Raw genomic sequence first — 14,253 nt, 5'->3', positions numbered from 1 at the left:
AACATGGCCGCGATCATACATGCTCACGACGACGAATGATGCCGTTACTTGAACGGATCCTGGGCCGACGGCTGCGACTGCCTGATGCGACGCACGCTCACCGGCGTACCGTCGGAGACGAACAGCAGTTCATACTTCCGGCCTTCGTAGTCGGTGGCGGAGCAGGTGACGTCGTTCACCTTCTTGGCAGCGAAATTGCCGGTCTGGCGGCAGACGCCGGTGGAGGTCTGCTCCGCCGGCACCGGCAGGCCGTCGATCTTGGGCCGGTCCTTGGAGTTGAGCAGCATGCGGTCGATCAGCAGCTCGTAGGAATTGTCGTCGGCCCGCTTGCCGTTCTCGCCGGAGAACGACACGACGTGGTTCGCGTCGCTGGGGTCGTCGACAGCGACCGCGAAATTGACCCGGCCCTTGTCGGCATGGGCGTAGGCCACCGTCTTGCAGGCGAAGGTGCGTCCCGCGATCTTCAGCGTCTTGCAGTGCCCTGACATCAGTGCCAGCAGGTCGATGAAGGAATGCTGCTTAGCCGGCGGATTGTTCACCGGGATCGCGCTGGAAGACTCGGCAAAACAAGGACTTGCGAGAGAGACGAGGATTGCAGCCAGAACCGGTCGGCGGAGGCGCATCGTCAGGCTCTTATGCCAGGGGGCCACGGACGGGCAGAAGTTCCGCCCGATAACCATCGAATCGCAAATTGGTTGCGATCCCGTTTGCTCCGCCAAACCCGCCTGGAATACCACCGCGCCACCCATCGGCGATTCACCCCGATCACCCCAATCCGTCCCGGCAGGCACTTGCCGCCAAGCCGGTGTTTTTTTCGTGGCAGAGCTAGCCCGTCGCCGCCTGCTTCATGGTCCGCGCAAAGGCCGGATAAGCCTCGGCCAGCTCGTCGAAAATCCGCCCGCGCAGCAGCGCCAGCGTTGCGGCATCGGGCCGCGGCGTTTCGCGCACCACCTCCTGCTCCTGATAGGCGAAGCCGGTGTTTTTGCGGATGTCAGCCGGGGTGAAGGGCGGATGCACGGAGCGCAGTGCGAAGCCGCCCGCCTCGCGATCGAAGTCGAACAGCGCCATGTTGGTCAGAAGCGCATGCGGCCCGCCGCGGCGCGGCACCTCAGGCGTGATCGCGCGGGCGCTGACGAAATCGACCTTGGGCACGAACACGCGCGGCGAATGCTCCTCGCGAAACAGGATCACGCGCGGAATAAGGTGATAGAGATAGGCCGAGCCAAACGAGCCCGGCCAGCGCACGTGGCTCGTGGGATAATCGCCGGCGCCGACCAGGTTGATGTTGCCCTGGCCGTCGATCTGGCCGCCGCCGAGGAAGAAGGCGTCGACCCGTCCTTGCGCGGCGCAGTCGAACAGCTCGATGCCGCCATTGGTGAAGAAGTTGTGCGCCTGCGATCCCAGGATCGAGATGCGCACCGGCGGCTTGCCGTCGCGTTCGTTGCGGGCGCGCAGCAGCATGGCGCCGGCGGCGGGGATCGGCGACGACGCGCCGACCGCGACGTGACGAATGCCGTCGAGCAGATCGGCAATGGCGGCGATCAGGATCTCGCGCCGCTCGCGTTCCGCCGACATCAGGCCACCCGCTTGCGATGCGTCGGGAAGGCCGAGAGATAGGCGCGAAAGCCGTCCTCGCTGCGCGCCATCGCCGCATAGCGCGCGATCTCGGCCTCGTCGACCGGATATTCGTCCCACAGTGCCAGCGGCCAGGCGCCGCGCGCGGCGACCGCGACGGCATCGACATAGAGCGAGGGCAGCACGCCGGCGGCGGAATCCTCGCTCTCCAGCAGATTGCGATCGACGATGCGCTCCACGGTGACCAGCGTGCGCTTCGCGGCATAAGCGAGGTCGGCGAGCTCGCGATGCCGGCCGATGCGGACATTGCCGGCGCGGTCGGCCTCGGGCGCGTGAAATAGCGCGACATCGGGCGAGATCGCTGGCACCACGACCACCTTGCGCGCTTCGCCGACAGGACTGTCGATCACCTGCCAGTCGGGCCGCACGTTGAGGAGATCGCTGCCGATGATGCCGGCAATCGGCATGAACGGCACGCCCTTCTGCGCGGCGAGCAGGCCGGCATAGATTGCGGGGCAGGTGGAGTCGCGGATAGTGAGGGCGCCGTTCTTGACGGCCGCGGTGAAGCGCGGCGCGGGACCGGCCTCGCCCAGCGACACCGCACTGGTTTCCAGCGAGGCGACTGCGCCGGCGCCAATCAGGAGATCGGCCTGGAGGCCCGAGATCGGCACGCAGATGAGCTTGAGGTCACGGATACCGGTTTCGAGCAGCGCCGCGGTCGCCGCCATCGCCACGCCCGAACCGTCGACCGGGATCGCCAGCGACTGCCCGGGTGCAACGCGCGCGGCCAGCGCCTCCAGCGCAACGATCTCGGTCATGGGCGTCCTCCGGCCGTGTTTTCTCCATCCTGCCTCAAGCCGTCGCCGCTTGCCAGCGCGTATCGCGCAGGGACGGGCGGCGGTGCAGGCGGGCGTCGAGCAGGTTGCGGGCGCGCGGCAGCTCGCCGCTGCGCATCAGGGCAACGAGGAACGTGTCCTCGATCAGCTCGCGCTGGGCGTGGCTGCCGCCGATGCGCACGACGTCGGCGAGGACAGGCGCGAGCTCGCGCACGCAAGCAGCGTAATTCTCATCCGCGAAGGCTGCCAGCGCGCGGCAGATCGCGGGTACCACGGGGCCTGCCGGCAGTTTGCCGTCGGCAAGCCGCTGCTCGATCACGGCAAGGCGTGCGGCCAACGCCTCGCGATTTTGTGTCGCGGCCGCAAACAGCGCCATGTGGACGTCAGCGAAGGGCAGGCTCGATTTCGGGAACAGTTTTTGCGCAGTGGCGTCGGCCTCGACCCAGAGCGCCTTCGGCACGGCATGGCCATAGGCCGACAGGCGCCAGAGCAGCGAGGCGCTGTCGGTGACGACGTTGAGCGGCGGCGCCTGCGTGGCAGTGGGCTGCAGCACGTCGGCATAGATCGCAAGCGCGCGGGCCGCATCGTCGTGCTCGAGCGCGCCGAGCGCCTGGTGCCAGAGAATATGGCCGTGCAGGATGCCGGCGCGGTCATAGGTCGGAATCCACTCGTCGACGAGACGATCGGCCGCCTCGATCGAGCCGTCCTCGAACATCGCGTGCAGCACCGCGTGTGCTGCGTGGGCATTCGCCCGCCGCAAATTGAAGCCGCGCTCGGTGACGGCGCGGCCGTGGGCGACATCGCCATTCTCCGTCATCGCCCAGCCGGACATGGTCAGGAACCACCAGTCCTCGCCGTAATGATGCGCGACGCGTTCGCACAGCTCCTGCCGGGCGCGGTCGTGATCGGCCATGCCGGAGAAGGCGAACAGGCCGAATGCGCCAAGCGGCAGCGACAGCACCACGGCATCGCGCGGCCACGCGTCGATATGCTTGAACATTGCCGCAATCGCGTCGAGCCCGCGTCCCTCGATCGCAAGTGCCAGCGTCTCGACATGCGAGCGCTCGCGCTCCGTGCCGCGCTTGGCGACGAGCTCGCGCGCGAGCGCCGCCTTGCTCCGTGCGAGATCGCCTTGCTGGTAGAACGCGTGCACGCGGGCGCGGGCAATGTGGGCCAGCGCGAAATCCGGATCGGCCGCAATCGCGCGCTCCAGTGTCTCCGCCGTGCCGGTCCAGCCGGCGAGCATGAGGTCGACGCCTTCGCGATAGGCGGACGCGGCCTGATCGGAGGTGGTAGAGAGCGGCAGGCCGTAGCGGTCTTCAAGCACCATCTTGTCTCCAAAGTTTACGCCGTCCGCGCGCGCCGTCCCTCGATCGGATAGGCGGGGTCATTGTAGCCCGGCGTCGAGGGGTGACCCGGCACGACCAGGCGGTCGATCAGCGCCTCGTCATCCGCAGTGAAGCGGTAGTCCAGCGCGCGGATATAGCCGTCCCACTGCTCCTCGGTGCGCGGACCGGCGACGATCGAGGAGACGAAGGCTGAGTTGAGCACCCAGGCCACCGCGAACTGGCCGGCGGTGATGCCGTTCTTCTCGGCGTGAGTCTTGATCTTCTGCGCGAGCTGGAGCGATTCCGGCCGCCATTCCGTCTGCATCATGCGGGTGTCGTTGCGGCCGGCGCGCGTTTCCTTGTCCGGAGCGGCGTCGGGCTTGTACTTGCCGGTGAGCACACCGCGCGCCAGCGGGCTATAGGGCACGATGCCGAGGCCGTAATAGGAGCAGGCCGGAAAGTGCTCGACCTCGGGCATCCGGTTCATGGCGTTGTAATAGGGCTGGCTTGCTACGGGACGGTCAATGCCGAGCCGGTCGCAGATGTTGCAGATCTCGGCGACTCGCCAGGCGCGGTAATTGGAGACGCCGAAGTACCGGATCTTGCCGGCGCGGATCAAATCGCCCATCGCGCGCACCGTCTCTTCCAGCGGCGTCGCATGGTCTTCCTTGTGCAGATAGTAGATGTCGATGTGGTCGGTGCCGAGCCGCTTCAGGCTTTCATCCGCAGCCTGCAGCACCCAGCGCCGCGACAGCCCGACGCGATTGGGATCATTGCGCGTATCGCTGTTCATGGGATTGGCGAGCTTGGTCGCGAGCACCCAGGCGTGACGGTTGCTGCCGATCGCGCGTCCCACGACCTCCTCGGAGCCGCCCTTCGAATAGGCGTCCGCGGTGTCGATGAAATTGATGCCGGCGTCATGGGCCCTGGCTATGATCCGCGTTGATGCCGCCTCATCCGTCGGCCCGCCGAACATCATGGTGCCCAGACAAATCGGCGACACTTTCAGGCCGCTGCGGCCGAGTTGGCGGTATTGCATGGGCTGTTTCCTTGAGCTTCGTTGGGAGCAGCATAGCCACCTACTTCCGTCATTGCGAGCGCAGCGAAGCAATCCAGAACTGCGTCCGCGGAAAGACTCTGGATTGCTTCGCTACGCTCGCAATGATGAGGAGGCAGCGGTGCAGCCCGGCGCGACCTACTTCGGCCCCTTCAAAATCTTGAACACCCCATTGGCCATCACCACGCAGCGGTCATCCACGGTCACCTCGGTGCTCATGAAGATCAGGCTGCGGGTCGAGCGCACCACGCGGGGGCGGGAGATCAGGATGTCGCCGATCTGGCCGGCCTCGACAAAATGCGTGTCGAGCTGCACCGTCGCCATGTACTCCTTGCCGGAGACGTAGCGGGCGGTCATGCCGCAGGTTCGGTCCGCAAACGTCATCATCACGCCACCCTGGACCATGCCGCGGCGGTTGTGGTGCTTGTCCTCGGTGGCGAGTGCGAATTCGTATTGGCCGTCGACCTTGCGCTCCCACAACGGGCCGACGAGGTGCATGAAGCCGGTGGCCTCCAGGATGGTCCAGCCGTCTGATTTGAGCTTTGCGGCGGTCTTGCTGGTCATCGCTCCGTCCATCCTTGCAAGGCTTGATCTCTCCTCGTTTCATCGAGCGCGGTCCTGGTGTAGTCAAGCATCATGAGAGCTTTCGGCGATGCCACCAGACGGAATATCGCAGATGCCTGCGCTTCATTCATGCGGCTGCCTGATGCGGCCGCGCCGTTGGCGCTGAAGCGCGCCGCGGTGGTGCTGGCGCTGACTGCATCCCATGACGGCGACGACACGGCGTTTCTGCTGACCAAGCGCGCATCGAATCTGCGCGCCCATCGCGGCCAGTGGGCACTGCCGGGTGGACGCTGCGATGCCGGCGAGACGCCGGTCGAAGCGGCGCTGCGCGAGCTCGACGAGGAGCTCGCGCTCAAGCTTCCGGCCGACGCCGTGCTCGGCCTGCTCGACGACTATCCGACGCGCTCCGGCTATCTGATCACGCCGGTCGTGGTCTGGGCCGCGAGCAGCGACGCGATCGTGCCAAACCCGGACGAGGTCGCCTCCGTTCATCGCATTGCGCTCGACACGATCGAGCGCGACGACGCCTTCGACTTCACTGATATCCCCGAAAGCAGCCGTCGCGTGATCCGCTTCCATCACCAGATGAGCGTGATCCACGCGCCGACGGCGGCGCTGATCTACCAGTTCCGCGAGGTGCTGGCGGGGCGACACACCCGCGTCACCGATTTGGAACAGCCGGTATTCGCCTGGAAGTGATGCAAGAGACGAAAAAAGAGGTAAACGGCGCGTTAACGTGACGGTTACCGGATGCCTGCTAAGAGGGCAGCATGCATCATTCGATTCGAACACATCTGGCGCTGGTTCCACTCGCGCTCGTCCTGCTCGTCCCCGCCGCACATGGTGGCGAGTCCGACACGCTGCCGCCGGCCGTCAGAAATGCTAACGCCCAGCTCCTGTCGCAGTTTTTTGCGCAAAGTGGGGGCGCATCGCCGGCCGTGCTCGACTATCGCCGCAAGCTGGCCGAGTATCAGCAGATCCGCGGCGCCTTCGATGCCGAGGCCGGCGCCTATTGGGGCCAGGTCACGGAGAAGCGGCGCGGCCGCAACGCCAAGCGGCGCAGCGGCCAGCAGATCACGCTCGACGATTACGTGCTGGACCAACCGCCGGTCTATACCGGGCCGAAGCGGCCGGTGAATCCGGAGCCCGAGGAAACGCCGGAGCGCCCCACGCGCAAGCCGCTTCCGGTGGCCTCCGATCTCCTGCGCGCCGCGCAGGATCTCTATCAATTCACGCCACAGCGGCCGACCTCCGAGGTCGAGTTCAAGCGCGCGTATGCGCGCTACGCGCTCGCGTCCGGGCTCACGCGCGAGCAGGCGGTGCGGGTCTATTCGTTCGAGACCGGCGGCACCGGCAATTTCGACGTGCAGGCGGGCATCGAGCATGGCGGCAAGCGCGCGATCTCGACCGCGATGGGCTACAACCAGCTGCTCACCACCAACAGCGTCGAGCTGCTGGCCGAGCAGGGCCATGAGTTCATCCGTGCGCTCTCCGACAAGGTGGCGCGCACCTCGGGGCCGGCGCGCCAATCGCTCGAGCACAAGCTCACCGTTCTGAAGAAAATGGTGGCGCAGGCGAAGTCGGTGCCGGACACCTGGTCGGAGCATGAGAAGATCGGCGACACCGCGCAGGGCTGGGCCATGCATGCGATGGTGCTGGACATCGACATCGGGCCGATGCTGCAGACCCACAAGCTCCTGACCTCGGTGCTGTTCGCCCGTGCCAAGGGCTACACCCGTCCGCTCACGGCGGCCGAGCTCGAGATGATGAATCTCACCGGCGACGGCACCGGCCTCGACATGGTGACGATGCCGCAGACCATGCGCGAGCAGGTGCCGACCTCGAACTTCTTCCAGCGCGGCGGCTACGAGCGCAACCCGGTCGCGATCCGCCACAACACGGTGGCGAAGCTGCTCGCGGTGACGGATACGCGGATGGACAGCAACAGCAACAATGCCGGCGCGCGGGAGCTGGCGGCGGCGTTTTAGTGGCGCTGCCGTAGGGTGGGCAAAGCGGAGCGTGCCCACCATTCAAGATCAGAGCATGCTGATAAATGGTGGGCACGGCGCTAACGCGCCTTTGCCCACCCTACGGCAGCTTCGTTTGTGGCGAGAGCCGCGAGCCTAATGATCCGACCCGAACTTGAACTTGCCGTCGCCTTCGAGGTATTGCCCGCTACGCATGTAGAGCTGGCCGTTCTGGCCGATGAAGAACAGCGTGCCTTTGGGCACCTTCTTGGCGCCCTTCAGCAGTTCGCCGGCATTGCTGGTGCCCATCTTGTAGGAAAAGGTCTTGCCTTCCTTGTCATAGGCATAGCCGGTGTCCGGCTTGAGCTCCCACGGCGTCGCCGCGCTTTGTGCGCATGCGGGGGCGGCGAGCGCACCCAGCGCAGCCGCCATAGCAAATGTCTTGATTGAAAATGCCATCATCATCCTCCCCGTCGTGGGGGCGCCCATTTTGAACAAATCACGAACGGCGTGTCCGGGTCAATCTGCGATGCCGCCGCAGCGCCTCACGTCTTGCCCAGCAGTTTGTGATTTTCCCTTGGTCCCCTCGCGACTATGTTCCGCTTTCAGTCTAGAACGCAACACGACAAAGATATTGGTGGGGATGATTCGAATGCGCCATGTCATTAAATTTTGCTGGATTGCCGGGTTGTCGCTGACGGCGCTCGCGCCGGCCGCCCGGGCCGATGATTACCAGCTCAGCCACAACCAGCGGATTTCGTGCAGCCGTGGCCTTGCGCCGGGCAAGCTCAACACCGCGACCTGCAAGTCCTACACCTATCTCTTCAACACCAAGACCTCGGAATATTTCCGCTGCCAGGTCTCGCTGGCGCTGACCCGCGACAACAAGGAAGTCATCAACGTCCAGACCGACGGCGGCTGCACCAAGAAGCCGCGCATCTTCGAGACCGACGGGCACTATGATTTCGATGCGACCGAGACCGAGCCTCCGAACACCAACTCGTTCTTCGGCCCCGGCGGCTACTCGATCTGGGCCGCCGACATGGCCGCGCAGAAGATCCGCGGCTGCATCACCATCTCCTCCGGGCTCGGCTCCGACATCTCCAAGTGCCTGGACATGACGTTCCAGTAACGGTTCGCTGCGGCTGACACGCTGTCGCCGCGAGGACGGTGCGCTCCCTCCCTCGCTTGCGGGGGAGGGGTGGGGAGAGGGTGTCTCCGCAATGGGGCAATCCCCTAGAGGAGAAAGCCCTCACCCGGCGCGTTGCGCCGACCTCTCCCGCAAGCGGGAGAGGTGACTGAGCCCGCTGCTCGACCGACTCAACCAGATGAATTCATCTGGCTGCGCCACGTCGCCGCACCTGCCGAGTTCCTGCCGTTTACCGCAGCCCTATTTTGTCTTTTGGATGGGTTGACCCGAACGCCTCATCCGGCCAATTTCGCCGCCGGTTTGGGGAGTACAACAACCATGAAACGGACGATTCTCGGCGTGGCCACGGCTTTTGCTCTGGCGGCGTCGGCACCTTGCGCGCAGGCGCAATCCTTCATCAACGTGCTGACCGGCGGCACCTCCGGCGTCTACTATCCGCTCGGCGTCGCGATCGGGAAGATCTACGGCGACAAGATTCCGAACGTGAAGACGCAGGTGCAGGCCACCAAGGCGTCGGTCGAGAATTTGATCCTGCTGCAGCAGGGCCGCGGCGAGCTGGCGTTCACGCTGGGTGACTCGCTGAAAGCCGCCTGGGACGGCGACGAGGAAGCCGGCTTCAAGAGCAAGCTCGACAAGCTGCGTACCATCGGCGCGATCTATCCGAACTACATCCAGATCGTCGCGACCGCCGAGAGCGGCATCAAGACGCTCGCCGACCTCAAGGGCAAGAGCCTGTCGGTCGGTGCGCCCAAGTCGGGCACGGAGCTGAACTCGCGCGCGATCCTCGCCGCCGCCGGCATGAGCTACAAGGATCTCGGCAAGGTCGAATATCTGCCGTTCGCCGAATCCGTCGACCTCATGAAGAACAGGCAGCTCGGTGCGACCTTGCAGTCTGCCGGCCTCGGCGTGGCCTCGCTGAAGGATCTTTCGAGCTCGAGCGCGATTGCGGTGGTGGCCGTACCGAAGGAGACCGTGGACAAGATCGGCCCGCCCTTCATCTCGGTGGTCATTCCCGCCAACACCTATACCGGCCAGGACAAGGACGTGCCGACCGCGGCCGTGGTCAACTACCTCGTGACCAGCTCCGCCGTCTCCGACGACCTCGCCTATCAAATGACAAAACTGGTCTACGAATCGCTGCCCGAGCTCGCCAATGCGCACGCGGCGGGCAAGGAGATCAGGCTCGAGGCGGCGGCCACCGGCAGCCCGGTTCCGCTGCACCCCGGCGCGATCCGCTACTACAAGGAAAAAGGGCTGATCAAGTAGGGATTAGCTCTCGCTGTCGAACGTCATGGCCGGCCTTGTGCCGGCCATCCACGTTGTACGGCCATGCATGGAAGTTTCGCGAATGCCCGGGACAAGCCCGGGCATGACGGCGCGGGTGGACCGTGCCAAGCTATGAGCGCTGGACGGCTGAGGACGAGTAAAATGCTGGAAGAGGCAGAGGGCACCGACGCGGCGCCCATCAAGGTTGAATTCGACAATTTCGAGCATGGTTTTCCGGAGGGCTTTGGTCCGGGCTGGTGGGGCACGCTCGCCTACTGGATCGGCATCGCGTTTGCGACCTTCCAGCTCTATGTCGCGGCCTTCAACTATCTGCCGAGCCAGGTCGTGCGTGGCGTCCATGTCGGCTTCCTCGTCCTGCTCACCTTCGGCCTGATCGCGAACTTCACCGCGAAGAGCAACGCCGGCCGTGCGCTGGGCTGGGTGATCGGCGCCGCCGGTTTCTTCTGCGGGCTCTATCAATGGATCTTCTACGCCGATTTGATCGCGCGCGATGGCGATCCGACCAGGCTCGACCTCGCGGTCGGCACGCTGCTTGCGGTGCTGATCTTCGAGGGCACGCGGCGCCTGATGGGCGCGGCGCTGCCGCTGATGTGCGGCGCGTGTCTGGTCTACTGGTTCTTCGGCCAGTATCTGCCGTCGCCGCTGAACCATCGCGGTTATGATTTCGACCAGATCATCACGCATCTCGCCTACGGGACTGAAGGTTTCTATGGCGTGCCGATCTACGTCTCGGCGACCTACATCTTCCTGTTCATCCTGTTCGGCTCGTTCCTGGAGCGCGCCGGCATGATCCAGCTCTTCACCGACGTTTCTCTTGGGTTGTTTGGCAGGACCCGCGGCGGCCCGGCGAAGGTCGCGGTATTTGCCTCGGGCATGATGGGTACGATCTCTGGCTCCGGCGTGGCCAATGTCGTGACCGTGGGCCAGTTCACCATTCCGCTGATGATCAGGTTCGGCTATCGCCGCGCGTTCGCGGCAGGCGTCGAGGCGACGGCCTCGATGGGCGGGCAGATCATGCCGCCGGTGATGGGGGCGGTCGCCTTCATCATGGCGGAGACGCTCGGCGTCCAGTACTCGGAGATCGTCAAGGCGGCCGCAATTCCGGCGGTGCTCTATTTCGCCTCCGCCTTCTGGATGGTGCATCTCGAAGCCGGCAAGCACGGCCTCGTCGGCATGAAGCGCTCGGAAATCCCCAGCGCCTGGCGGGCACTGGTGACGCGCTGGTACCTCGTGCTGCCGCTCGCAGCCCTCGTCTACATGCTGTTCGAGGGCTTTACCCCGCTTTATGCCGGCAGCATGGGCCTCGCGCTCACGGTGACGCTGATCCTCGGCGCCAGCATCACGGCCGGCGCGTCCTCGATGCTGATCCGCACCATCTTCTGGATCGGGCTTGCGCTGGTCGTCGCCGCGCTGTCGCATGACGGCCTTCAGATCGTGCCGGTTGCTTGTGTCGTCGTGGCGCTGATCGTGATCACCGCTTTCATCCGTGGCGGCATGGCGGCGCTACGCTCCTGCCGTGACTCGCTTGCCGAGAGCGCCAAGTCCGCGATCACTGTCGGCATGGCCTGCGCCATCGTCGGCGTCATCATCGGCATGATGTCGCAGACCGGCGTCGGCACCATTTTTGGAGGCTGGGTGATCGGGCTTGGTGAGAAGAGCCTATTCCTGGCGCTGATCATGACCATGCTGCTGTCGATCCTGCTCGGCACGGGCATTCCGACGATCCCGACCTACATCATCACCGCCGCGCTGGCGGCTCCTGCGCTCGCGAAGCTCGGCGTGCCCTTGATCGCGAGCCACATGTTCGCGTTCTATTACGGCATCATGGCCGACCTCTCGCCGCCGGTTGCGCTGGCCGCGCTCGCGGCGGCGCCGATCGCGAAGGAGAATCCGGACAAGATCGGCTGGGAGGCGATGCGCATTGCCCTTGCTGGCTACGTCATCCCCTTCATCTTCGTCTATTCGCCGGCGCTCATGCTGCAGGCCGGCGATCCCATGGCGGCAAAGCTCGGTTTCTACGGTGCGGTGGCGCTCGCGAGCTTCAAGGCGCTGGTGGCGATCGCGCTGTTCGGCGTGGTCGCGATCGGCTTCCTGTTCACGCGGCTGACGCTGCTTGAACGCGTCGTCGCGCTCGGCGCCGCGATGTGCCTGCTCGGCGACTTCCCGTTCAGCGACACCGCGGGCTTCGTGCTCTCGGCCGCAATCGTGCTGTGGCAGTGGCGGCAGCGTCCGCCTGCCGTCGTCGAAGCGGCGTGAGTCTCTGCTTCGCAACAGCCGGCGGCGTGAAGGCGCTGGCGTTGTCCGCCTTCACGCTGGTGTGGACGCATTCGATCGCGAAGGTCGACTGGCAGGAAGACTGGCGCGTCACGCCTGCCGGCCTCGAACTGGTGCAGGCCCGCATCAAGGGCACCGGCCCCGGCATGGAGCCGCCGCCCGAGGCGCGGCTCGTCGACGGCTGGTTTCAATGGAGGCCTGAGCGCGCGCCGATGCCGGAGGTCGTGCTCGGCAATTCCGGCGCGGCCGGTGAATGGCGGCTATGCCATGACGGGACATGCCAGACGCTTTCCGAGATTGTCGGCCACCCCATCGGTGCTAACGTCACGACCATGAAGGTCTGCGACGAACAGCAGAAATAAGGGAGACACGCGATGGACCGGCTCAAGGGCAAGGTTGCGATGGTGGTGGGCGCCGGCTCGATCGGGCCCGGCTGGGGCAACGGCAAGGCGACTGCGGTGACCTTTGCGCGCGAGGGCGCGCAGGTGTTTTGCGTCGACCGCAACGGCACGGCTGCCGAGGAGACCGCGAAGATCATCAACGGCGAGGGCGGCAAGGCGACGGCGTTCACCGCCGACGTGTCGCGGCCTGCCGAGATCGAGGCAATGGTCGCGGCATGCCTCAAAGCCTATGACCGTATCGATGTGCTCGACAACAATGTCGGCATCGCCGAGATGGGCAGCGTGGTCGAGGTCACCGAGGAGAGCTGGGATCGCGTCTTCTCCGTCAATCTCAAGAGCGCCTACTTCGCCATGAAGCACGTGATCCCTGTCATGGTGAAGCAGGGCGGCGGCTCCATCATCAACATCTCCTCGATCGCCTCGATCCGCCACATGGGCATCTCCTACGTCACCTACGGCACTTCAAAAGCGGCGATGAACCAGATGACGCGCACCACCGCGATCGAGTTCGCGCGCCACCACGTGCGGGTCAACGCGATCCTGCCCGGCCTGATGAAGACGCCGATGGTCGAGCATTCCGCCGGGCTCGCCAACAGCTACGCCAAGGGCGACGTCGAGGCGATGTGGCGCACCCGCGACGCGCAGGTGCCGATGGGCCACATGGGCGACGCCTTCGATGTCGCCAACGCCGCGCTGTTCCTGGCGTCGGACGAGTCGAAATATGTGACGGGGATCGAGCTCGTGGTCGACGGCGGGATCACGTGCAAGGCAGGGGCCTGAAGCAATCCTGCAAGACCCGTCATCCTGGGGTGCGAGTGGCGCAGTGCATTTGCACTGCGCCGCGAGCCTCGAAGGATGAGCGGCCCGCTGCATCCGGGCCGTCGCCCTTCGAGGGCCGCTGAAGGAGCCGCCACCTCAGCGTGACGGATTCGCAGCTGAGTTTGCGTTATGGCTGTACAGCGATCACTGCGCCAGCGCCAATATCCCGCCAGCGAATGCATGCCAGGCTGCGCTTTCGCTGATTGGCCAGTTCAACACCTTCAGCGTCAGCAGCGCGATCGTGCCGCAAATGTAGACTGGATGGACGCGGCCTTCGGTGCGCCAGTCGCGCACCATGGCGACGACGAGCAGGAGCGAGGCGACCACGGCTGGCGCGATCGTCACCGGCACCGGCGGCGGGCCGGGCGGTCCGGGAGGCGCGAGGAAGGTGATGAACCAGCGCGCGATCGGGGCATCGAGGATCGAGACTGCGGCGAGCAGCATCAGTCGCTTGTGAACTTCCGGCTTGCGCGTGTTCATGATCGCGAGCACGAACACCACCGCAAAGAACGCGATGCCGCTCATCGGCACGATCGAGAAGCCGATGCCGGCCTCCAGCTGTCCGAGCGCCGCCGAATGCTTCATCACATGCACGGAGGCGAGGAAGCCGAAGATCGTCATCGCGGTCGCAAGCGAGACGCCGACGATGCCGAACGAACGGTGATTGACCACGCGGCCGGACGCCGCGAGCCAGGTCTGCATCACGAAATAGAGAGACCAGGTAAAGAACAACAGTCCGTGAAAATGGATCACCGGGCTTGCGGAAAATGTCCGGTGGGCGAGCGGCACAAAATAGGTCGGCGTGAAGCCGAGAAACGCGGTGGCCGCACAGGCCAGCGCCATGTGGAGATAAAAATATCGTGCAGGCGACGCATCACGCGCGCGTACACGACGGTCGTCAATCAAGGTTGTCATCGGAAATGAGTCTGGGCAGGGTGCGTTTGGTTCAACGCTGGCTGCCGCCCAAAGTAGTCCCGGATCTGCGCTTCGCTTGT

General features: G+C 65.2%; 15 protein-coding genes. 7 read left to right on the top strand and 8 right to left on the bottom strand.

The window, feature by feature from the left end:
- Positions 1-44: 44 nt before the first annotated feature.
- The 6 genes from YUA_RS0108605 to YUA_RS0108580 form a co-directional block, all read right to left on the bottom strand.
- A complete protein-coding gene (locus YUA_RS0108605; RefSeq protein ID WP_027530313.1) occupies positions 45-623 on the bottom strand; it encodes a hypothetical protein in 579 nt (192 codons plus the stop codon).
- Between the two features lie 202 nt (positions 624-825).
- On the bottom strand, positions 826-1,575 hold the full coding sequence (locus YUA_RS0108600; RefSeq protein WP_027530312.1) for a CoA transferase: 750 nt from the start codon (positions 1,573-1,575) through the stop codon (positions 826-828).
- Positions 1,575-2,393 (bottom strand): CoA transferase subunit A, encoded by an 819-nt coding sequence (locus YUA_RS0108595; protein ID WP_027530311.1) that lies wholly within the window; start codon positions 2,391-2,393, stop codon positions 1,575-1,577. The genes YUA_RS0108600 and YUA_RS0108595 overlap by 1 nt, the downstream gene beginning before the upstream one ends.
- 34 nt (positions 2,394-2,427) lie before the next feature.
- Entirely contained in the window at positions 2,428-3,741 is a 1,314-nt protein-coding gene (locus YUA_RS0108590) for a tetratricopeptide repeat protein (protein WP_027530310.1), read from the bottom strand.
- 14 nt (positions 3,742-3,755) lie between these two features.
- The gene (locus YUA_RS0108585; protein WP_027530309.1) at positions 3,756-4,778 is read right to left on the bottom strand and encodes an aldo/keto reductase; all 1,023 of its coding nucleotides are present in this window, start codon (positions 4,776-4,778) and stop codon (positions 3,756-3,758) included.
- A 156-nt stretch (positions 4,779-4,934) separates the two neighbouring features.
- A complete protein-coding gene (locus tag YUA_RS0108580) occupies positions 4,935-5,360 on the bottom strand; it encodes a PaaI family thioesterase (protein WP_027530308.1) in 426 nt (141 codons plus the stop codon).
- A gap of 69 nt (positions 5,361-5,429) precedes the next feature.
- Between YUA_RS0108580 and YUA_RS0108575 the strand changes: the two genes are divergently transcribed.
- Together YUA_RS0108575 and YUA_RS0108570 are read left to right on the top strand one after the other, a co-directional pair.
- Entirely contained in the window at positions 5,430-6,059 is a 630-nt protein-coding gene (locus YUA_RS0108575; protein ID WP_027530307.1) for a CoA pyrophosphatase, read from the top strand.
- 71 nt (positions 6,060-6,130) lie between these two features.
- Positions 6,131-7,348: a hypothetical protein gene (locus YUA_RS0108570; protein WP_027530306.1), complete on the top strand. Its 1,218-nt coding sequence runs from the start codon at positions 6,131-6,133 to the stop codon at positions 7,346-7,348.
- Between the two features lie 135 nt (positions 7,349-7,483).
- Here YUA_RS0108570 and YUA_RS0108565 read toward each other — a convergent pair whose 3' ends face one another.
- On the bottom strand, positions 7,484-7,786 hold the full coding sequence (locus YUA_RS0108565; RefSeq protein WP_027530305.1) for a hypothetical protein: 303 nt from the start codon (positions 7,784-7,786) through the stop codon (positions 7,484-7,486).
- Between the two features lie 193 nt (positions 7,787-7,979).
- Here YUA_RS0108565 and YUA_RS0108560 point away from each other — a divergent pair, with 193 nt between their 5' ends.
- The 5 genes from YUA_RS0108560 to YUA_RS0108540 all read left to right on the top strand — a co-directional run bounded on the left by YUA_RS0108560 (position 7,980) and on the right by YUA_RS0108540 (position 13,219).
- Positions 7,980-8,459, top strand: coding sequence for a hypothetical protein (locus YUA_RS0108560; RefSeq protein WP_027530304.1), 480 nt, complete (start codon positions 7,980-7,982; stop codon positions 8,457-8,459).
- A 336-nt stretch (positions 8,460-8,795) separates the two neighbouring features.
- Positions 8,796-9,743: a TAXI family TRAP transporter solute-binding subunit gene (locus YUA_RS0108555; RefSeq protein WP_027530303.1), complete on the top strand. Its 948-nt coding sequence runs from the start codon at positions 8,796-8,798 to the stop codon at positions 9,741-9,743.
- A gap of 162 nt (positions 9,744-9,905) precedes the next feature.
- Positions 9,906-12,020 (top strand): TRAP transporter permease, encoded by a 2,115-nt coding sequence (locus YUA_RS0108550; protein WP_035970674.1) that lies wholly within the window; start codon positions 9,906-9,908, stop codon positions 12,018-12,020.
- Positions 12,017-12,400 carry a DUF1850 domain-containing protein gene (locus YUA_RS0108545; RefSeq protein WP_198029385.1) on the top strand — a complete coding sequence of 128 codons (384 nt, stop codon included), beginning with the start codon at positions 12,017-12,019 and terminating at the stop codon, positions 12,398-12,400. The genes YUA_RS0108550 and YUA_RS0108545 overlap by 4 nt, the downstream gene beginning before the upstream one ends.
- Before the next feature lie 12 nt (positions 12,401-12,412).
- Entirely contained in the window at positions 12,413-13,219 is an 807-nt protein-coding gene (locus YUA_RS0108540) for an SDR family NAD(P)-dependent oxidoreductase (RefSeq protein WP_027530300.1), read from the top strand.
- Between the two features lie 183 nt (positions 13,220-13,402).
- Here the strand turns inward: YUA_RS0108540 and YUA_RS0108535 are convergent, their stop codons facing one another.
- Positions 13,403-14,173 (bottom strand): hypothetical protein, encoded by a 771-nt coding sequence (locus YUA_RS0108535; RefSeq protein ID WP_027530299.1) that lies wholly within the window; start codon positions 14,171-14,173, stop codon positions 13,403-13,405.
- Between the last annotated feature and the right edge of the window lie 80 nt (positions 14,174-14,253).

The sequence above is a fragment of the Bradyrhizobium sp. WSM3983 genome (assembly GCF_000473045.1).
GTDB lineage: Bacteria > Pseudomonadota > Alphaproteobacteria > Rhizobiales > Xanthobacteraceae > Bradyrhizobium.
This window is presented reverse-complemented; position numbering and strand designations above follow the sequence as displayed.